At 68.8% G+C, this 17,919-nt stretch carries 21 protein-coding genes; all 21 read right to left on the bottom strand.

From position 1 onward, the window contains the following. Nucleotides 1-39: 39 nt before the first annotated feature. On the bottom strand, nt 40-225 hold the full coding sequence (locus INP57_RS06090) for a type Z 30S ribosomal protein S14 (RefSeq protein ID WP_200069041.1): 186 nt from the start codon (nt 223-225) through the stop codon (nt 40-42). 42 nt (nt 226-267) lie between these two features. Then, on the bottom strand, nt 268-831 hold the full coding sequence (gene rplE / locus INP57_RS06085) for a 50S ribosomal protein L5 (RefSeq protein WP_200069040.1): 564 nt from the start codon (nt 829-831) through the stop codon (nt 268-270). Nucleotides 832-833: 2 nt separating this feature from the next. Beyond that, complete coding sequence (gene rplX / locus INP57_RS06080; protein ID WP_200069039.1) at nt 834-1,148, bottom strand: 50S ribosomal protein L24; 315 nt, start codon at nt 1,146-1,148, stop codon at nt 834-836. After that, a complete protein-coding gene (gene rplN, locus INP57_RS06075) occupies nt 1,148-1,516 on the bottom strand; it encodes a 50S ribosomal protein L14 (RefSeq protein WP_200069038.1) in 369 nt (122 codons plus the stop codon). The genes rplX and rplN overlap by 1 nt, the downstream gene beginning before the upstream one ends. 134 nt (nt 1,517-1,650) lie before the next feature. After that, nucleotides 1,651-1,935 (bottom strand): 30S ribosomal protein S17, encoded by a 285-nt coding sequence (gene rpsQ / locus INP57_RS06070; RefSeq protein ID WP_200069037.1) that lies wholly within the window; start codon nt 1,933-1,935, stop codon nt 1,651-1,653. Further along, entirely contained in the window at nt 1,932-2,174 is a 243-nt protein-coding gene (rpmC, locus tag INP57_RS06065; protein WP_200069036.1) for a 50S ribosomal protein L29, read from the bottom strand. Before rpmC ends, rpsQ begins: the two co-directional genes overlap by 4 nt. Further along, complete coding sequence (gene rplP, locus INP57_RS06060; RefSeq protein ID WP_200069035.1) at nt 2,174-2,593, bottom strand: 50S ribosomal protein L16; 420 nt, start codon at nt 2,591-2,593, stop codon at nt 2,174-2,176. Before rplP ends, rpmC begins: the two co-directional genes overlap by 1 nt. Before the next feature lie 3 nt (nt 2,594-2,596). After that, entirely contained in the window at nt 2,597-3,496 is a 900-nt protein-coding gene (gene rpsC / locus INP57_RS06055; RefSeq protein WP_200069034.1) for a 30S ribosomal protein S3, read from the bottom strand. Continuing rightward, nucleotides 3,496-3,909 carry a 50S ribosomal protein L22 gene (gene rplV / locus INP57_RS06050; RefSeq protein WP_200069033.1) on the bottom strand — a complete coding sequence of 138 codons (414 nt, stop codon included), beginning with the start codon at nt 3,907-3,909 and terminating at the stop codon, nt 3,496-3,498. Before rplV ends, rpsC begins: the two co-directional genes overlap by 1 nt. A gap of 32 nt (nt 3,910-3,941) precedes the next feature. After that, on the bottom strand, nt 3,942-4,223 hold the full coding sequence (gene rpsS / locus INP57_RS06045; RefSeq protein WP_200069032.1) for a 30S ribosomal protein S19: 282 nt from the start codon (nt 4,221-4,223) through the stop codon (nt 3,942-3,944). An 18-nt stretch (nt 4,224-4,241) separates the two neighbouring features. Beyond that, nucleotides 4,242-5,078, bottom strand: a complete 837-nt coding sequence (rplB, locus tag INP57_RS06040) for a 50S ribosomal protein L2 (protein ID WP_200069031.1) — start codon at nt 5,076-5,078, stop codon at nt 4,242-4,244. A 32-nt stretch (nt 5,079-5,110) separates the two neighbouring features. Then, nucleotides 5,111-5,410 (bottom strand): 50S ribosomal protein L23, encoded by a 300-nt coding sequence (gene rplW / locus INP57_RS06035; protein WP_295150907.1) that lies wholly within the window; start codon nt 5,408-5,410, stop codon nt 5,111-5,113. Further along, a complete protein-coding gene (rplD, locus tag INP57_RS06030) occupies nt 5,407-6,105 on the bottom strand; it encodes a 50S ribosomal protein L4 (protein WP_200069030.1) in 699 nt (232 codons plus the stop codon). Before rplD ends, rplW begins: the two co-directional genes overlap by 4 nt. Continuing rightward, complete coding sequence (gene rplC, locus INP57_RS06025) at nt 6,105-6,755, bottom strand: 50S ribosomal protein L3 (protein WP_200069029.1); 651 nt, start codon at nt 6,753-6,755, stop codon at nt 6,105-6,107. The genes rplD and rplC overlap by 1 nt, the downstream gene beginning before the upstream one ends. Nucleotides 6,756-6,812: 57 nt before the next feature. Continuing rightward, complete coding sequence (gene rpsJ, locus INP57_RS06020; protein WP_009948626.1) at nt 6,813-7,118, bottom strand: 30S ribosomal protein S10; 306 nt, start codon at nt 7,116-7,118, stop codon at nt 6,813-6,815. Nucleotides 7,119-7,773: 655 nt separating this feature from the next. Beyond that, nucleotides 7,774-8,967: an elongation factor Tu gene (tuf, locus tag INP57_RS06015; protein ID WP_200069028.1), complete on the bottom strand. Its 1,194-nt coding sequence runs from the start codon at nt 8,965-8,967 to the stop codon at nt 7,774-7,776. Between the two features lie 145 nt (nt 8,968-9,112). Beyond that, nucleotides 9,113-11,215 carry an elongation factor G gene (gene fusA, locus INP57_RS06010; protein WP_200069027.1) on the bottom strand — a complete coding sequence of 701 codons (2,103 nt, stop codon included), beginning with the start codon at nt 11,213-11,215 and terminating at the stop codon, nt 9,113-9,115. A gap of 76 nt (nt 11,216-11,291) precedes the next feature. Further along, the gene (gene rpsG / locus INP57_RS06005; RefSeq protein WP_200069026.1) at nt 11,292-11,762 is read right to left on the bottom strand and encodes a 30S ribosomal protein S7; all 471 of its coding nucleotides are present in this window, start codon (nt 11,760-11,762) and stop codon (nt 11,292-11,294) included. Continuing rightward, complete coding sequence (rpsL, locus tag INP57_RS06000) at nt 11,762-12,136, bottom strand: 30S ribosomal protein S12 (protein WP_200069025.1); 375 nt, start codon at nt 12,134-12,136, stop codon at nt 11,762-11,764. Before rpsL ends, rpsG begins: the two co-directional genes overlap by 1 nt. A gap of 626 nt (nt 12,137-12,762) precedes the next feature. Next, nucleotides 12,763-13,908: an ADP-ribosylglycohydrolase family protein gene (locus tag INP57_RS05995; RefSeq protein ID WP_233626960.1), complete on the bottom strand. Its 1,146-nt coding sequence runs from the start codon at nt 13,906-13,908 to the stop codon at nt 12,763-12,765. 224 nt (nt 13,909-14,132) lie between these two features. After that, entirely contained in the window at nt 14,133-17,843 is a 3,711-nt protein-coding gene (locus INP57_RS05990; RefSeq protein ID WP_200069024.1) for an ADP-ribosylglycohydrolase family protein, read from the bottom strand. Nucleotides 17,844-17,919 lie beyond the last annotated feature (76 nt).

The following is a 17,919-nucleotide window of genomic DNA, read 5'->3' as shown; positions in this document are numbered from 1 at the left end:
AGCGTACCGATTGCCTGTCGCAGCCCGGTGGGCGGGCGGTCACCAGGAAGCCTTGCTCACGCCCGGCAGCTCGCCGGCGTGCGCCATGTCGCGGAAGCACACCCGGCAGAGGCCGAACTTGCGGAAGACCGACCGCGGACGGCCGCAACGCTGGCAGCGGGTGTAGCCCCGCACCTTGAACTTCGGCTTGCGCGCGGCCTTGTTGATCAGCGCCTTCTTGGCCATCGGCTCAGTTCTCCTTGTTTCGACGCCCAGCGATGCCCGACATCACTGCTCCTTGAACGGGAAGCCCAGCTGGCGCAGCAGCACCCGGCCTTCCTCATTGGTGGCGGCCGTGGTCACCACGGTGATGTCCATCCCGCGCGGGCGGTCGATCGAGTCCGGGTCGATCTCGTGGAACATCGACTGCTCGTTGAGCCCGAAGGTGTAGTTGCCGTGCCCGTCGAACTGCTTCGGGGACAGGCCCCGGAAGTCGCGGATCCGCGGCAGCGAGATCGTGACCAGGCGGTCGAGGAACTCCCACATCCGGTCGCCGCGCAGCGTGACGCGCGCGCCGATCGGCATCCCCTCGCGCAGCTTGAACTGCGCGATGGACTTGCGGGCCCGGCGCACCTCGGGACGCTGGCCGGTGATGGTCGTCAGGTCGCGCACGGCGCCTTCGATCAGCTTGCTGTCCCGCGCGGCGTCGCCGACACCCATGTTCACGACGACCTTGACCACGCCGGGCACCAGCATCGGGTTGGAGTACTGGAACTCCTCCTGCAGCGCCGAGCGGATCTCGTCGCGGTACCGGGTCTTGAGCCGGGGGACGATCTTCTCCGTCGTCGTCATGATCAGATGTCCTTCCCGTTGCGGCGGGAGATGCGGACCTTCTTGCCGTCCTCATCGAACCGGTAGCCCACGCGCGTGGGGGTGCCGTCGGAGTCGACCACCATCACGTTGCTGATGTGGATGGGCGCCTCCTGCGTGACGATCCCGCCGGACTGCGCACCGCGCTCGGTCCGGGAGACCTTGGTGTGCTTCTTGATCCGGTTCACGCCCTCGACCAGCACCCGCTCGCGCTGCGGATAGGACGCGATGACCTTGCCCCGGGCACCCTTGTCCTTGCCGGAGATCACGACGACCGTGTCGCCCTTCTTGATCTTCATCACAGCACCTCCGGCGCGAGCGAGATGATCTTCATGTACTTCTTGTCGCGCAGCTCGCGGCCGACGGGGCCGAAGATGCGGGTGCCGCGCGGACCGCCGTCGGTCTTGATCAGCACCGCGGCGTTCTCGTCGAAGCGGATGTAAGAGCCGTCCGGACGGCGCTTCTCCTTCTTCTGCCGGACGATGACGGCCTTGACCACATCGCCCTTCTTGATCCCGGCACCGGGCATGGCTTCTTTCACGGTGGCGACGATGACGTCGCCGATGCCTGCATACCGCCGACTGGAACCACCGAGGACGCGGATCGTGAGGATCTCCTTGGCCCCAGTGTTGTCGGCGACACGCAGTCGCGACTCCTGCTGGATCACTTCTGACTCCTGACCCTAAGTGCCCGCACCCTGCGCCCGGGCACACTCTGGCACGCCAAATTCCCGACCTGACGTGCGCGGTCATCACCGCGCGCGGGCCGCCCGCCGGGGCGAGCGGCCTGCGCGACGATGCCTTACTTGGCCTTCTCCACGATTTCGACGAGCCGCCAGTGCTTCGTCGCCGACAGCGGCCGGGTCTCCATCAGGACCACCCGGTCGCCGACGCCCGCGGTGTTGGCCTCGTCGTGCACCTTGACCCGCTTGGTCTGGCGCATGACCTTGCCGTAGAGCGCGTGCTTCTTGCGGTCCTCCAGCGAGACCACGACGGTCTTGTCCATCTTGTCGGACACGACGTAGCCCTCGCGGATCTTGCGGTAGTTCCGCCGCGCCGCAGCGGTCTCCTCGGTCTGGCTGCTCATGCCGCGCCCTCCTCGGTCGCGTCAGGGGACACCGTCAGGCCGAGCTCGCGCTCGCGCATGATGGTGTAGATCCGGGCGATGTCCCTGCGGACCACGCGCAACCGGCGGTTGTTCTCCAACTGGCCGGTCGCCATCTGGAACCGGAGGTTGAACAGCTCCTCCTTCGACTCCCGGACGCGCTGGATGAGCTCCTCGTCGCCCAGTTCCCGGAGTTCGCTAGCGGTGACACCCGCTGCCATCAGAAGTCACCACCCTCGCGGGACACGATCTTGCACTTCATCGGGAGCTTGTGCGCCGCGCGAGTCAGCGCCTCGACCGCGGTCTTCCGGTTCGGGAAGTTCAGCTCGAACATCACGCGGCCCGGCTTGACGTTGGCGACCCAGTACTCCGGCGAACCCTTACCGGAACCCATCCGGGTCTCGGCGGGCTTCTTGGTCAGCGGGCGGTCCGGGAAGATGTTGATCCACACCTTGCCGCCACGCTTGACGTGCCTGGTGATGGCGATACGGGCCGACTCGATCTGGCGGTTGGTCACGTAGCCGTGCTCGAGCGCCTGGATGCCGTACTCGCCGAAGTTGATCCGGGTGCCGCCCTTGGCGAAGCCCGAGCGCTTCGGCGCGTGGGCCTTGCGCCACCTCACCTTGCGTGGGACCAGCACTGCTCAGCCCTCCGTCTTCTGATCGGCCTGCGGCTCGGCCACGGCCGGAGCGTTCGCAGTGGCCGCGTCGCCCGCGGTCTGCGCCTGCTCCGGGCTCTCCGCCGAACCGCCCTTGGCGGCGCGACCGGCCTCGGTACCGCCGGAGCCGGTGGTGCCGGAAGCGCCGGAACGACGCCGGCCACCGCGCTCGGAACGGCCGCCGCGCTCACCGCGTCCGCCGCCGCCCTCGCCGCGCGGCGCGCGCACCTCGGACTCCTGCTGCTTCTGCTTCAGGCCGCCGACCAGCTCGCCCTTGTAGATCCACACCTTGACGCCGATGCGGCCGAACGTGGTGCGGGCCTCGAAGAAGCCGTAGTCGATGTCCGCGCGCAGCGTGTGCAGCGGCACCCGGCCTTCGCGGTAGAACTCCGAACGGGACATCTCGGCCCCGCCCAGACGACCGCCGCACTGCACCCGGATGCCCTTGACCTGCGGCGAGCGCATGGCCGACTGGATGGCCTTGCGCATCGCGCGCCGGAAGGACACGCGGTTGGACAGCTGCTCGGCCACGCCCTGCGCGACCAGCTGGGCGTCCGCCTCGGAGTTCTTCACCTCGAGGATGTTGAGCCGGACCTGCTTGCCGGTCAGCTTCTCCAGCGAATCGCGGATGCGGTCCGCCTCGGCACCGCGGCGGCCGATGACGATGCCCGGCCGGGCGGTGTGGATGTCCACCTGGACCCGCTCGCGGGTGCGCTCGATCTCCACCTTGGAGATACCGGCGCGCTCCATACCGCGAGAGAGCCGACGGCGGATCTTGACGTCCTCCGCCACGTATTCCGAATACTGCTTGTCGGCGTACCAGCGGGACTTCCAGTCCGTGGTGATGCCGAGTCGGAAGCCGTGCGGGTTGATCTTCTGACCCACTACCGGGCACTCCCCTTCTGGCTCTTCGACTTGCTAGCCGCCTTCGGCCGCGACTCCACCTCGACGGTGATGTGGCTGGTCCGCTTGCGGATCCGGTAGGCACGCCCCTGGGCGCGCGGCTGGAACCGCTTCAGCGTCGGACCTTCGTCCACGTACGCCCGGTGCACCCACAGGGTGTCGGGGTCGAGCGACTGGTTGTTCTCCGCATTGGCGACCGCGCTGGCGAGCACCTTCGACACCTGACCGCTGGCGGCCTGCGGTGCGAACTGGAGCACGGCCAGGGCTTCGCTGGCGCTACGGCCCTTGATGAGCTCGACCACGCGGCGCGCCTTCATCGGCGCCACGCGGACGAAGCGGGCCCGCGCCACCGCGCGGTTGGCGTCCGCGGCGGTGTCGTCGGAACGGGCTGTCATCCTGCTACCCCTTGCTCTTGGTTCGCCCCCGCTCAGCGGCGGCGCGACTTCCGGTCATCCTTGACGTGGCCCTTGAAGGTCCGCGTCGGCGCGAACTCGCCCAGCTTGTGCCCGACCATCGCCTCGGTGACGAACACCGGGATGTGCTTGCGGCCGTCGTGCACCGCGAAGGTGTGGCCGAGCATGTCCGGGATGATCGTGGACCGGCGGGACCACGTCTTGATCACGGTCTTCTTGTTCGCCTCGTTCAGCGCGTCCACCTTCTTGAGCAGGTGGTCGTCCACGAACGGGCCCTTTTTCAGGCTGCGTGGCATTTGCTGCTACCTCCCTGCTCAGCGCTTCTTCTTGCCGGTGCGACGGCGACGGACGATGAGCTTGTCGCTGGGCTTGCTGCGGCGGGTGCGACCCTCCGGGCGGCCCTTCGGGTTGACCGGGTGGCGACCGCCGGAAGTCCGGCCCTCACCGCCACCGTGCGGGTGGTCCACCGGGTTCATGACGACACCGCGGACGACCGGGCGCTTGCCCTTCCACCGCATCCGGCCCGCCTTGCCCCAGCTGATGTTCGAGTGCTCGGAGTTGCCGACCTCGCCCACCGTGGCCCGGCAGCGCGCGTCCACGTTGCGGATCTCGCCCGAAGGCATCCGCAGCTGGGCGTGCGGCCCGTCCTTGGCCACCAGCTGCACCCGGGCGCCCGCGGAACGCGCGATCTTCGCCCCGCCGCCGGGGCGCAGCTCGATCGCGTGGATCACGGTGCCGGTGGGGATGTTGCGCAGCGGCAGGTTGTTGCCCGGCTTGATGTCCGCACGCGCGCCGGCCTCCAGCCGGTCGCCCTGCTTCACGTTGTTCGGCGCGATGATGTAGCGCTTCTCGCCGTCCACGTAGTGCAGCAGCGCGATGCGGGCACTGCGGTTCGGGTCGTACTCGATGTGCGCGACCTTGGCCGGCACGCCGTCCTTGTCGTTGCGGCGGAAATCGATCACGCGGTAGGCGCGCTTGTGGCCGCCGCCCTGGTGCCGCGTGGTGATCTTGCCGTGCGCGTTGCGGCCGCCGCGGCCGTGCAACGGGCGCACCAGCGACTTCTCCGGATGCGACCGGGTGATCTCGGAGAAGTCGGACACGCTGGAACCGCGACGGCCCGCCGTCGTCGGCTTGTGCTTGCGAATGCCCATCTCTGTAGAAACCTCGTCCTAATCAGCGCCGGTCAGGAAGCCGAGCCGCCGAAGATTTCGATCGGCTTGCTCTCCGGGGACAGCGTCACGATCGCCCGCTTGGTGTCCTTGCGCTTGCCGTACCCGGTCCGGGTCCGCTTGCGCTTGCCGACGCGGTTGATCGTGTTCACGTTGTTGACCTTCACGCCGAAGATCTTCTCCACGGCGATCTTGATCTCGGTCTTGTTCGAGCCGGGACGCACCAGGAAGGTGTACTGGCCCTCCTCCAAGAGCCCGTAGCTCTTCTCGGAGATCACCGGCGCCAGGATGATGTCTCGCGGGTCGGGGATCACTGCTGTGCCTCCTCAGCGCTCGCGGCCTCGGCCGACGTGGCCACGGCCTTGGCCGAACGACCCCGTGCAGGCCCGGCGACGAACCGCTCGAACGCAGCCTTGCTGAACACCACGTCGTCGTTGACCAGCACGTCGTAGGTGTTGAGCTGGCTCGGGTCGATCAGGTGCACGTTCTGCAGGTTGCGCAAGCTCAGCCAGGAGTTCTCCTCCTCCGAGCGGTTGAGCACCACCAGCACGCGCTTGGCCTCGGTCCAGGTGCGGACCGCGGACTTGGCGGCCTTGGTCGACGGCGTCTCGCCACCCACCACGTGCGTCACGACGTGCAGCTGACCGGCGCGCGTGCGGTCGGACAGCGCACCGCGCAGCGCGGCGGCCTTCATCTTCTTGGGAGTCCGCTGGGTGTAGTCCCGGGGCTGCGGACCGTGCACCGTGCCGCCACCGACGAACTGCGGGGCGCGGATCGAGCCCTGGCGGGCGTTACCCGTGCCCTTCTGCCGGTACGGCTTCTTGCTGCCACCGGAGACCATGCCGCGGGTCTTCGTGGCGTGCGTGCCCTGGCGCGCGGCCGCGAGCTGGGCCGTCACCACCTGGTGCAGCAGGGCCACGTTGGCCTGCGCGTCGAAGATCTCGGCGGGCAGCTCCACGCTGCCGTCGGTCGCGCCGTCCGGAGTACGGACGTCCAGCGTCAAGCTCATCACGCACCACCCTTCGCAGGGCTCTTAACCAGCACCAGACCGCCCTTCGGGCCGGGGATGGCGCCCTTGATCAGCAACAGGCCGCTCTCCTGCTCCACCCGGTGCACCGTGAGGTTCTGGGTGGTCACGCGGTTGCCGCCCATCCGGCCGGACATCTTCATGCCCTTGAACACGCGGCCCGGGGTGGCGCAGCCGCCGATGGAACCCGGCTTGCGGTGCACCGCCTGAGTACCGTGGCTCATCGGCTGCCGGTGGAAGCCGTGCCGCTTGATCGTGCCGGCGAAGCCCTTGCCCTTGCTCGTACCGACCACGTCGACCACGGCGCCGTTGTCGAAGACCTCGGCGGTGAGCTCCTGGCCGATTTCGTACTCACCGGCGTCGTTGGTGCGCAGTTCCACCAGGTGCCGCCGCGGGGTGACCCCGGCCTTGGTGAAGTGGCCGGTGCGCGGCTTGTTCACCTTGCGGGGGTCGATGGCGCCGTACGCCAGTTGGACGGCCGCGTAGCCGTCCTTGTCGGGGGTCCGGATCTGGGTGACCACATTCGGCCCGGTCTGCACGACGGTCACCGGCACGACCCGGTTGTTCTCGTCGAAGACCTGGGTCATACCGAGCTTGGTGCCCAGAATCCCCTTGATCTGCCTGTCAGACATCAGTCTCGTTCTCTCCGCACTAGGCCCGTGCAGGCCCGCCTCACGATGGGCCGACCCTTACTGGATGTTCACGTCGACGCTGGCCGGAAGGTCGATGCGCATCAACGCGTCCACCGTCTTCGGCGTCGGTTCGAGGATGTCGATCAGCCGCTTGTGCGTACGCATCTCGAAGTGCTCCCGCGAGTCCTTGTACTTGTGCGGAGAGCGGATGACGCAGTAGACGTTCTTCTCCGTCGGCAGCGGCACCGGCCCGACGACCCGAGCGCCGGTGCGCGTCACGGTCTCGACGATCTTGCGCGCGGACGCGTCGATCGCCTCGTGGTCGTAGGCCTTGAGCCGGATGCGGATCTTTTGTCCCGCCATAGTGGCTTGCCGTTCCTCTAGTCTCGTGCCGCCAGTGGTCGGCGCGACGCCGCTGCGCAGCTCGGAAGCTGCCTGCGGCGCCTGGCGCCCATGGGCTTCGGGTGCCCGTCGCGGCCCGGGCCGGTCGAGCACCCCGCCGCGGGAATCCGCGCGGAAGAGCTCCAGCCCTCGGTCCGCCCCTGTTCAGGTTGCTGGTGCCCGGTACACGCGGTCGGGCGTGTCGCCCACTGTGCACAAACCGGTCCCACCGAACTCCGCCGCTGGGATGGGCCGCTGGGATGATTCCGCGCGAAGAACTCGCCGGAAAAGATCCCGAAGACCCGTACACCTCTTGCTTTGCACCCCTGCCGGACCGGCGAATACCGCGAACCAGCGGATCGCAGCGCCCAGGCCCGGCCGAAACCGGTCCTGATCCGAAACTTCCAGGGCGCGGGCTTCTCGCAGCGGAGCGGCCGGGACTTCCCCAGCTCGACGGACAATTCTCCGAACGCCGAACGACTGGTGGAAACCGGCCGCTCCGAACGAGCAACCCATACAGGATGGCACATGCCTTGCGCCAGCCCGAATCGGGGGTGGCTTTCCGGGCAGCACCGCGGTACGGCCCCGGAAAACCGACGAGGACCCGCCCCTACTGGAACGGGTCCTCGCCCTCAGATCACTTGTTGATCTTGGTAACGCGGCCGGCGCCGACCGTGCGGCCACCCTCGCGAATCGCGAAGCGGAGGCCTTCCTCCATCGCGATCGGCTGGATGAGCTGCACCGACATCTCGACGTTGTCGCCCGGCATGACCATCTCGGTGCCCTCGGGGAGGGTCACCACACCGGTCACGTCGGTGGTGCGGAAGTAGAACTGCGGCCGGTAGTTGTTGAAGAACGGGGTGTGCCGGCCACCGTCCTCCTTGGACCGGATGAAGACCTGGCACTCGAACTCGGTGTGCGGGGTCGTGGTACCCGGCTTGACGACGACCATGCCGCGCTCGACTTCTTCGCGCTTGGTGCCGCGGATCAGCAGGCCGACGTTGTCCCCGGCCTGGCCCTGGTCCAGCAGCTTGCGGAACATCTCGACGCCGGTGACCGTGGTCTTGATCGACTTGTCCTTGATGCCGACCAGCTCGACCTCTTCGCTGGTCTTGATGATGCCGCGCTCGACCCGGCCGGTCACCACGGTGCCGCGGCCGGTGATCGAGAAGACGTCCTCGACCGGCATCAGGAAGGGCTGGTCGGTCGCGCGCTGCGGGTCCGGGACGTTCTCGTCCACGGCGTCCAGGAGCTGCATGATCTTGTCAGTCCACTCCGGGTCGCCTTCCAGCGCCTTCAGCGCGGAGACGCGGACGACCGGAACGTCGTCGCCGGCGTACTCCTCGCCGGTCAGCAGCTCGCGGACCTCCATCTCCACGAGCTCCATGATCTCCTCGTCGTCGACCATGTCGGCCTTGTTCAGCGCGACGAGGATGTAGGGCACGCCCACCTGGCGGGCCAGCAGCACGTGCTCGCGGGTCTGCGGCATCGGACCGTCGGTCGCCGCGACCACCAGGATCGCACCGTCCATCTGGGCGGCACCGGTGATCATGTTCTTCACGTAGTCGGCGTGACCGGGAGCGTCGACGTGCGCGTAGTGACGCTTCTCGGTCTGGTACTCGACGTGCGCGATCTGAATCGTGATGCCGCGGGTCTTCTCTTCCGGAGCCTTGTCGATCTCGTCGAACGGCGTGAAGGGGTTCAGCTCCGGGTGCTTTTCGTGCAGCACCTTGGTGATGGCCGCGGTCAGCGTGGTCTTGCCGTGGTCAACGTGACCGATGGTCCCGATGTTGACGTGCGGCTTGTCCCTCTCGAACTTCGCCTTCGCCACTGGATTGTCCTCCTGGACTTGTTCTCTTTCCGCCGTACGACTTGCCAGTCCCCGCGTTGCTGACGCGAAGATTCAGTGCCAGGCGGAGTCCTGTCGGGTTTGGCGGCGGACGACCGGCGGCCACCCGCCCCCGAACTACAGGGAATTACTCGCCCGTAGCCTTCGCGATGATCTCCTTCGCCACGTTCGCGGGAACCTCGGCATAGGAGTCGAACACCATCGAGTAGTTCGCGCGGCCCTGCGTCCGAGAACGCAGGTCGCCGACATACCCGAACATCTCGGACAGCGGCACCTGCGCCTTGACGACGCGCGCACCGCTGCGCTCCTCCATGGCCTGGATCTGGCCACGTCGGGAGTTCAAGTCGCCGATGACATCGCCCATGTAGTCCTCGGGCGTGGTCACCTCGACCGCCATCACCGGTTCCAGGATCGCCGGGGAAGCCTTCTGCGCGGCCTCCTTCATCGCGATCGAACCGGCGACCTTGAACGCCATCTCCGAGGAGTCGACCTCGTGGTACTGGCCGTCCAGCAGCGTCATCTTGACGCCGACCAGCGGGTAGCCGGCCAGCACGCCGTACTGCATGGCGTCCTGGGCGCCTTCGTCCACCGACGGAATGTATTCGCGCGGGATGCGGCCGCCGGTGACCTTGTTGTCGAACTCGTACGTCGCACTGTCCGCGGTCTGCTCGATCGGCTCGAGCGCGATGATGACGCGGGCGAACTGCCCGGAACCACCGGTCTGCTTCTTGTGCGTGTACTCGTACTTCTCGACCGGCTTGCGAATCGTCTCCCGGTAGGCCACCTGCGGCTTACCGATGTTCGCCTCGACCTTGAAGTCCGTCTTCATCCGGTTGACCAGGACTTCCAGGTGCAGCTCACCCATGCCGGACAGGACCATCTGACCGGTCTCCTCGTCGTGGTGGACGCGGAAGGTCGGGTCCTCCTCGGCGAGCTTCTGGATCGCCGTGGACAGCTTCTCCTGGTCGGCCTTGGTCTTCGGCTCGACCGCCACGTCGATGACCGGTTCCGGGAAGGTCATCGACTCGAGCACGATCGGGTTCTGCGGGTCGCAGAGCGTGTCACCGGTGGTGGTCTCCTTGAGCCCCACCACGGCGTAGATGTGCCCCGCCTGCGCCTCCTCGACCGGGTTCTCCTTGTTGGAGTGCATCTGGAACAGCTTCCCGATGCGCTCCTTGCGCTCCCGGGTGGCGTTCATGATCTGCGCACCCTGGGAGATCTTGCCGGAGTAGACCCGGACGTAGGTCAGCTTGCCGTAGAACGGGTGCACCGAAACCTTCGAGACCAGCGCCGCGAACGGCTCCTGGGTGCTCGGCTTGCGCTCGGCCTCGGTCTCGCCGTCCCGCAGCAGGCCCTGCACCGGCGGCACGTCCAGCGGCGACGGCAGGAAGTCGACCACCGCGTCGAGCATGGGCTGCACGCCCTTGTTCTTGAACGCGCTGCCGCACAGCACCGGGAACGCCTCGCGGTTGATGGTGAGCTTGCGGATGCCGGTCTTGATCTGCTCGGTGGTCAGCTCCGCACCACCGAAGTAGGCCTCCATCAGCTCTTCATCGGACTCCGCCACGGCCTCGATGAGCTCCTCGCGGTACTTGGCCGCGCTCTCGGCCAGGTCCGCGGGGATGTCCTCGATCTCGTACTGCTCGCCCTTCTTCACGTCACCGCGCCAGGTCAGCGCCTTCATGCTGATCAGGTCGACGACGCCCTCGAACTCGGATTCCCGGCCGATGGGCAGCTGCAGCACCAGCGGGCGGGCACCGAGCCGTTCGCGGATGGTGTCCACGCTGAAGTAGTAGTCCGCGCCCAGCTTGTCCATCTTGTTGATGAAGCAGATGCGCGGCACGTCGTACTTGTCCGCCTGCCGCCAGACCTGCTCGGACTGCGGCTCGACACCTTCCTTGCCGTCGAAGACGGCGACGGCACCGTCCAGGACGCGCAGCGAACGCTCCACCTCGGCGGTGAAGTCGACGTGCCCCGGCGTGTCGATGATGTTGATCTGGCAGTCGCCCCAGAAGGTCGTGGTAGCAGCCGAGGTGATCGTGATCCCCCGCTTCTGCTCCTCGGCCATCCAGTCCATCGTCGACGCGCCGTCGTGCGTCTCGCCGAGCTTGTGGTTGATCCCCGTGTAGAAGAGGATCCGTTCGGTCGCGGTGGTCTTGCCCGCATCGATGTGGGCCATGATGCCGATGTTGCGGACCTTCGTGAGGTCCGTCAGCACGTCGCGTGCCACGAGTTTCTTCCCCGTTCCTACAGCAGGTGCAAGCCGTCGAATCGGTGAGCCGAGGCGGGCAGGAGCCGACCCGTCGTCACCAGCGGTAGTGCGCGAAGGCCTTGTTGGACTCCGCCATCTTGTGCGTGTCTTCGCGCTTCTTGACGCTCGCGCCGAGTCCGTTGCTGGCGTCGAGCAGCTCGTTCATCAGGCGCTCGACCATGGTCTTCTCCCGGCGCTTGCGGGAGAAGGTGACCAGCCAGCGCAGGGCCAGCGTGGTGGAGCGGCCGGCGCGAACCTCGATCGGCACCTGGTAGGTCGCGCCACCGACGCGGCGGCTGCGGACCTCCAGGGTCGGCTTGACGTTGTCCAGCGCGCGCTTGAGCGTGACCACCGGGTCGGTGCCGGTCTTCTCCCGGGCGCCTTCCAGCGCGCCGTAGACGATCCGCTCGGCCAGCGAGCGCTTGCCGTCGACCAGGACCTTGTTCACCAACTGCGTGACCAGCGGCGAGCTGTACACGGGGTCGGCGTTCAGCGGCCGCTTCGGGGCCGGACCCTTGCGGGGCATCAGCTCTTCTCCTTCTTCGCGCCGTACCGGCTGCGAGCCTGCTTGCGGTTCTTCACGCCTTGCGTGTCAGCGGACCCGCGGATGATCTTGTAGCGCACGCCGGGGAGGTCCTTCACACGGCCGCCGCGAACGAGCACGATCGAGTGCTCCTGCAGGTTGTGCCCCTCACCCGGGATGTAGGCCGTGATCTCGGTGCCGCTGGTGAGCTTGACACGGGCGACCTTGCGCAGTGCCGAGTTGGGCTTCTTCGGGGTCGTGGTGTACACGCGAGTGCACACGCCGCGCCGCTGCGGGCTCCCCTTGAGCGCCGCGGTCTTGGTCTTCGCGGCCTTGTCCTGGCGGCCCTTACGGACCAGCTGCTGGATGGTGGGCATGGACCGGCTTTCTCTTGAGCGTTCGCGTCTTCGTGGTTGCTCTCGCCCGGCGGCGCTCGCACGAGTCGGCGTCCGGGCACGTGCCCTGGCGCCGAGCACCTGGCAGGCACTGTGTACTTGGGACTCCCCCGCACCACGAGGTCGGGCGTGTCGGCCACTCCCCGGCCCTTGCGGCGCTAATGGTGTCTCCCACGGGAGCGAACCGACAGGAACGAACCCGATGGTTGTCAGGAGAGTTCCGCACGGCCCATGTCCATGGTCGCGGTCACCTCGATGAGCCAGTCATCTCAACGACCACGTCGCACGCACGGGCATACGGACCGACCCGATCGCTTTCGGGTCCGATAAGCAAAGATACCCGCCCCGTTCTGAGGGGGTCAAAACGGGGTCCCCATGACCTGCTCGGTCGTCCCCAAGCGCCGCAGACCGAGCTAATGGTGTGGTGTTCTTCGCGACTTTACCCGCGATGACAAGGGGTGCGAGCGGACGCGGCGGCGGGCCCCGGCGCCCGGTGAGCCGCGCAGACCTCGAGGTGCTGCGACGCGGTCGTCCGCTCGTGGCGCTGTCCAGGACCGGCAACACCGCAAATGGACGGCGGGCCGCGCCGTGCGCCGACCATGAACTCCTCACCAGGCAGGATAGCGCCGGGTCCAAGCCGGGTCGGTAGGCGCGGCGGGGCTGAACTCAGTCAGCGCGTCGGTGGCCAGCGCCTCGATCACGTCCCGCAGTTCCAGCGCGCGCAGCCATTCCGGGGGAACGGCCCGAGTACCGTACAGCGCACCCGCGATGTTGCCGCAGACGATGCCGGTGGAGTCCGAGTCCCCCGAGTGGTTCACCGACAGCAGCAGCGCGCTGCGCAGGCCCTCGGTCGCCAGCACGGAGTAGAGCCCGATCGCGAGCGCTTCCTCACCGGTCCAACCCTCTCCCAGCGTCTCCTTGAGCTCTTCGGGACCGACCGGCCCCTTGCTCGCGAGCTGGACGGCGGCGTCCAACGCCCGCAACTGCTCTTCGTGACCCGGCCAGCGCACGAGGAGTTCGCGCGCCATCCGCACGCTTTCCGGCAACGAGACGTCCCGCAGCAACTGGTGCACGAGCACGGCGAGCACGCCGGCCGACACGAAGCCGCTGGGATGACCATGGGTCAGCGCCGCCGTCCCGACCGCGGCCCAGAAGACCTCGGCCGGATCGTCCGACCACACCGCAACCGGAGCGGCCCGCATGACCCCGCCGCAGCCCTTGGAGTCGTTGATCCGGTGGTCCGGGGTCGCGTGCTGATGCGTCCGCGCGAAGTTCAGCAATGCCGACATGCAAGTGCTGCCCGGGGCCCGCGGCGCGAACAGCTCCTGGTTGCTGATCAACCACCCGTCCGGGACCTGGAGGTGCTGCGCGTAAGGACCACCGGCCTGCTCCCACGGCCGGTTCTGGGTGTGCAGCCACCGCAGGTAAGCGTGCTGCACCTCGGGAACCGGGTCGTTGTCCACGGGCTTGATCCGGCGCGCGACGTGCGCGCGGATCAGTCCTTCCGCGGTGAACAGCATCATCTGCGTGTCATCGGAGATCTGCGCGACGCCATCCCGCAGGACCGGCTCGGTGAGCCCGTGATCCCCGTGATAGCGGCGGATCATCCCGATGTCGTGGAACTCGATCGCATAGCCGAGGGCATCGCCAAGGGCACCGGCGAGCATCGAGGCGATGAAGCGTTCTTGAGGGGTGCGGGGAGACATCGCGTCGGCAGGCGAGGTCGAGCCTGCCTGCGTCGAATCATCGCGCAAGATCGGGTACCGCCGTTACCACTCGTCGTCGTTTCGCGGACCATCCGCTCAGCCGCGCTGATGCCGCCGACCCGAACGCTCGCGACACCGCGCGGTCGACGTTCACGCAGCGCTGCGGCCTCCTTGGCCGGCGAGAACGCTATCAACATCAACACTGGCCGAGAGTCGATTCACCGCATTCGGCCGCTGTATCCCGGATCACGGCGAAACCGATCGGATCGCCCTCAGCCCTCGCTGTCGTAGGCGGGCTGTGCACCGTGGATGCGGCGCGGAGCAGGCTTCGGCGCGGGGAACGCGGCCAGCGGCTCTGGATCCGCGGGCGCGTCCGGAGCCGCCTGCTCGGGCTCGGCCGGAGCATCGCCGGGCTGCGCGGACTCGGACACCGGTGCGCCCACCGCGGGCAGCAGGGCCGTCGGCGAATCACCCCGCCCGGCGGCGGGCAGCGGCTGCACCGGATAGCGCTGGTCCCACTCCTCGTCGGCGGGCCGCTCATCGGCCGGGGGCTCCGGGGACTCCGGATCGTGCAGCAGCGGTTCGCCGAACTCCGCGACGCAATCCAGCGCGATCTGCTCGACGACGTCGCGCAGTTCCAGGTCGGCCAGCCAGCTCACCGGGAGCTCTCCCACCCCGGTCAACGCGCCGACGATGTTGCCGCAGATCGCACCGGTGGAATCGCTGTCACCGTCGTGGTGCACCGCGATGCGCAGCGAGTTCGGCACATCGCCGCCCGCGAGCGCGGCGCACACCGCGATCGCCAGCGCCTGCTCGCCGACCCAACCGCCGCCGAGGGTCTCGGCGATCTGCTCCGGCGTGGGCTCGCCCTGCTCGGCCAGTTCCACGGCCAGCTTGAGCAGCTCGCTGGTCTCCTCGTGCCCGTCCCAGGTCTCGAGGACCTGCAACGCCAGCCACACGCCGTCGTCGAGGGTTTGGCCGAGCAGCGCCTGCTGGACGATCACGGCCAGTGCACCCGCGGACAGGTAGCCGGACGGGTGGCCGTGCGTCAGCGCCGTCACCCGGGCCGCGAACTCGAACGCGACCGGCGGGTCGGGCGAGTACAGCGCCACGGGAGCTGCCCGCATCACGCCGCCGCAGCCCTTCGAGTCGTTGACCGGCTCGGCCAACGAGCCCGCCTGCTGCCCATCGCCGAAGCGCGACAGCGCGCGGAAGATCGTCTTTCCGGGGGCGCGGGTGCTGAACAGGCCGCGCACCCCCATCAGCCAGCCGTCCGGTTGCGGATACCGGTCGTGGAACACGCCCGCGGCGGCCTCCCACTCGACGCCCTGGGTGTGCAGCCAGCGCTGGTAGGCCAGCTGCACCTCCGGCATCGGGTCGGTGCCGCCGAGGGTGCGGCGGGCGACGCTGCCGCGGATGAGGCCCTCCGCGGTGAACAGCGTCATCTGCGTGTCGTCGGTGATGGCACCCGGCACGCCGTACGCCTCGCGGAGTCCTTGCGGGCCGCCGGGCCCGAACCGCTCGGTGATCTGCTCGGCGGTGGCGAACTCCAGGTCCGAACCGAGCGCGTCGCCGAGCGCGCCGCCGAGGAAGCAGCCGAGCACCCGCTCGGTCAGCGAGGGCGCGACCTCGTCGGTGAACTCGGGCTTCGCGTGGCCGCCGGAGACCGGTTTAGCCGCGCGCGCCTCGGAAACCGGGAGCGGATCGGTGTGCGCCTCGGAGGGCTCCGGCTGGTCCGCGTGCTCGTCGGGGGATTCCGCAGCTTCCGCGGCGACCGCTTCGTCCGATGTCTGCGGCTGCTGGACGGGTGCTTCCCAGAGCTGCGCAGCGGAGTCCGCGGGCGCGGGCTCGGACTGTTCGCCCGTCGACGGCTCCGACTCCGAACGCCCAGGCTCCTGCCACTGCTGAACCGGCTCAGCAGGCTCATCCCAAGCCTGTCCGACGGACTCCTCCCGCACAGGAGCGGGCTGCTCGCCCACCGGCGAGTACGACTCGGAGCGCCCGGGTTCCTGCCACTGCTGAACGGGCTCAGCAGGCTCTTCCCAAGATTCGGCGGATTGCGCGAACGCCGACGCGGACTGCTCACCCATCGACGGGACCGACTCCGCACCAACAGGCTCCTGCCACTGCTGAACCGGCTCAGCAGGCTCATCCCAAGATTCCGGGGACTCCGCGAACGCCGACGCGGGCTGCTCGTCCGCCACCCCGCCGACTTCCGACGGCTCCGCAGCAGCCGCATCGGAGCGGTCGGCAGGCACGTCCGCCCCCGAGCCGGCATCTCGCGCGGGCTGCGGTGGTGGCTCGGCCGGGATGCGGCCCGCTTCCTCGGGACGTAACGAGACCAGCCTGGCCAGCCTCGACAACTCCTCCCGGTCGGTGCGGTCCGCGGAGAGGCCGAACATGTTGTTGCTGAAGTCCGGCGTGATGCTCGGCGCAGGCCGGTCGGCGTCGACCGGATCGTCGTCCTCGCTACCGAAGTCCAGTCGGGACAGATCGGTGCGGTCGGTCGGTTCGGCGGAGGTGTCCGCGACCGGCCGGGGCTCCTGGTCCGCGGGTGGGAACTGCGGTTCGGGCTGCGCGGGTTCGGGCTGCGCGGGCGCGGGCTGCGCGGGCGCGGGTTCGGCGGACCGCGGCCGATCGAAATCCACCTTGCTCAGGTCGATGACCATCGTCGGATCGTTGTTGCCGTCCACCTGCCGCGCCGGTTCCGGACCGCGACCACTGTCCACAGTGGTCATCGGCTCCGCGGGCGGCGCGGCGCCCAGCTCCCGCGGCGCAGGCGTGGCACGGCGCGGATCGGCGACGTAGCGCTGCGCCCACTTGGGCAGCGGCGGAGGCGGCGGTGGCGGCGCGAAGGCCTCCGCGGCATCCGCGCACAACGTCTCGATGATCTCGGCGAGTTCCAGTTCCTCGCGCCACCGCGGCGGAATCGCGTCCGGCCCGTACAGCGCTCCGGCGAGCTGGCCAGCCAGTGCTCCGGTGACGCTGCTGTCCGCGGAGACGTTCACCGCCGTGAGCACGGCCGCGGGGAATCCGCCGCCCGCTCCGACGGCGGCCAGCGCGGTGCCCAGCTCACCCGGCTGCTGCTCCGTTTCGAACTCGGCATCCAGTTCCGCGGGCGCCGGCCGCCGGCCGCCGCGGGTCGCGAACATCGCCGCGTGCACCGCCCGGCGCACCGCTGCCGGGGCGGCCGCTCCGGTGTTCAACGAGCTCAGCCGGGCATCGGCGAGCCCGACCGCGTCCCAGAGCCCGATGTCGCCCTGGATCAGCTGAGCCAGCACGTCCGCGTGGAAACCCGTCGCACCGTGCACGTTGACGTCGTCGGTGAGCAGCCGCGCGGTGTCCGCGCCCGCCGCGAAGACCCGATCCTCCGAAGTGCTCCACACCATCGTCGGCGCCGCCCACACCGCGCACTCGGCGAACCCCGGCCGAACCGACGGGCCGAACCGCGGGTCGTACGAGGCCTCCGCAGGCGGCTGCGCGGCGAGCTTGCCCAACCCGGCCAGCGCGCCGCCCCCGGGATTGCGGGTGGAGAACAGCTGCGGGCGTTCGAGCAGCCATCCACCCGGTTCCGGATGCGTGCGCAAGTAGCCGGACATGGCGAATTCCCACGGCACGCCCTGGGTGTAGAGCCAGCGCAGGTGATTCGTGCGGATCACCGGAGTCGGCAGCCACTCGGCGGCCGCGCCGTTGACGGCGCGCGCCCGCAACAGCGCTTCGAGGGTGAACACGGACAGCTGGGTCAACTCCGTGACACCACCGCGGCGGCCGAACACCGGCAGGTAGTCGGCGACCCCCTGCCTGCCGAACCAGTGCTGGATGTCCCACACGGAACGGGTGCGCACTCCCGAGCCGAGCGCGTCGCCCACGGCACCGCCGAGCAGCGCGCCGCGGAACCGCTCGGACCAGCTCAGCTCGGGCGGCTCTCGGCGCGACACCGCCGACGTGCCGGTGTTCGCGAACCTCGAGGTGTCACCGCTCATCCCCAGTCTCCTGTCGGGTCACCGTGCGGGGCAGCGCTTGCGTCCACGAGCGCGGGCCGTGGAGCGCCGGTCGGGA

The sequence above is a fragment of the Saccharopolyspora galaxeae genome (genome assembly GCF_016526145.1).
Classification (GTDB): domain Bacteria; phylum Actinomycetota; class Actinomycetes; order Mycobacteriales; family Pseudonocardiaceae; genus Saccharopolyspora_C; species Saccharopolyspora_C galaxeae.
This window is presented reverse-complemented; position numbering and strand designations above follow the sequence as displayed.

What these genes read in the sequence shown, in the direction of transcription:
- rplC (WP_200069029.1), bottom strand. Translation starts at nt 6,755, where the DNA reads ATGTCTGACAGGCAGATCAAGGGGATTCTGGGCACCAAGCTCGGTATG.
- rpsJ (WP_009948626.1), bottom strand. Translation starts at nt 7,118, where the DNA reads ATGGCGGGACAAAAGATCCGCATCCGGCTCAAGGCCTACGACCACGAG.
- INP57_RS06090 (WP_200069041.1), bottom strand. Translation starts at nt 225, where the DNA reads ATGGCCAAGAAGGCGCTGATCAACAAGGCCGCGCGCAAGCCGAAGTTC.
- INP57_RS05990 (WP_200069024.1), bottom strand. Translation starts at nt 17,843, where the DNA reads ATGAGCGGTGACACCTCGAGGTTCGCGAACACCGGCACGTCGGCGGTG.
- rpsQ (WP_200069037.1), bottom strand. Translation starts at nt 1,935, where the DNA reads ATGAGCAGCCAGACCGAGGAGACCGCTGCGGCGCGGCGGAACTACCGC.
- rplE (WP_200069040.1), bottom strand. Translation starts at nt 831, where the DNA reads ATGACGACGACGGAGAAGATCGTCCCCCGGCTCAAGACCCGGTACCGC.
- rpsG (WP_200069026.1), bottom strand. Translation starts at nt 11,762, where the DNA reads ATGCCCCGCAAGGGTCCGGCCCCGAAGCGGCCGCTGAACGCCGACCCC.
- rplB (WP_200069031.1), bottom strand. Translation starts at nt 5,078, where the DNA reads ATGGGCATTCGCAAGCACAAGCCGACGACGGCGGGCCGTCGCGGTTCC.
- rpmC (WP_200069036.1), bottom strand. Translation starts at nt 2,174, where the DNA reads ATGGCAGCGGGTGTCACCGCTAGCGAACTCCGGGAACTGGGCGACGAG.
- rplX (WP_200069039.1), bottom strand. Translation starts at nt 1,148, where the DNA reads ATGAAGATCAAGAAGGGCGACACGGTCGTCGTGATCTCCGGCAAGGAC.
- rpsL (WP_200069025.1), bottom strand. Translation starts at nt 12,136, where the DNA reads ATGCCCACCATCCAGCAGCTGGTCCGTAAGGGCCGCCAGGACAAGGCC.
- rpsS (WP_200069032.1), bottom strand. Translation starts at nt 4,223, where the DNA reads ATGCCACGCAGCCTGAAAAAGGGCCCGTTCGTGGACGACCACCTGCTC.
- rplD (WP_200069030.1), bottom strand. Translation starts at nt 6,105, where the DNA reads ATGAGCTTGACGCTGGACGTCCGTACTCCGGACGGCGCGACCGACGGC.
- rplV (WP_200069033.1), bottom strand. Translation starts at nt 3,909, where the DNA reads ATGACAGCCCGTTCCGACGACACCGCCGCGGACGCCAACCGCGCGGTG.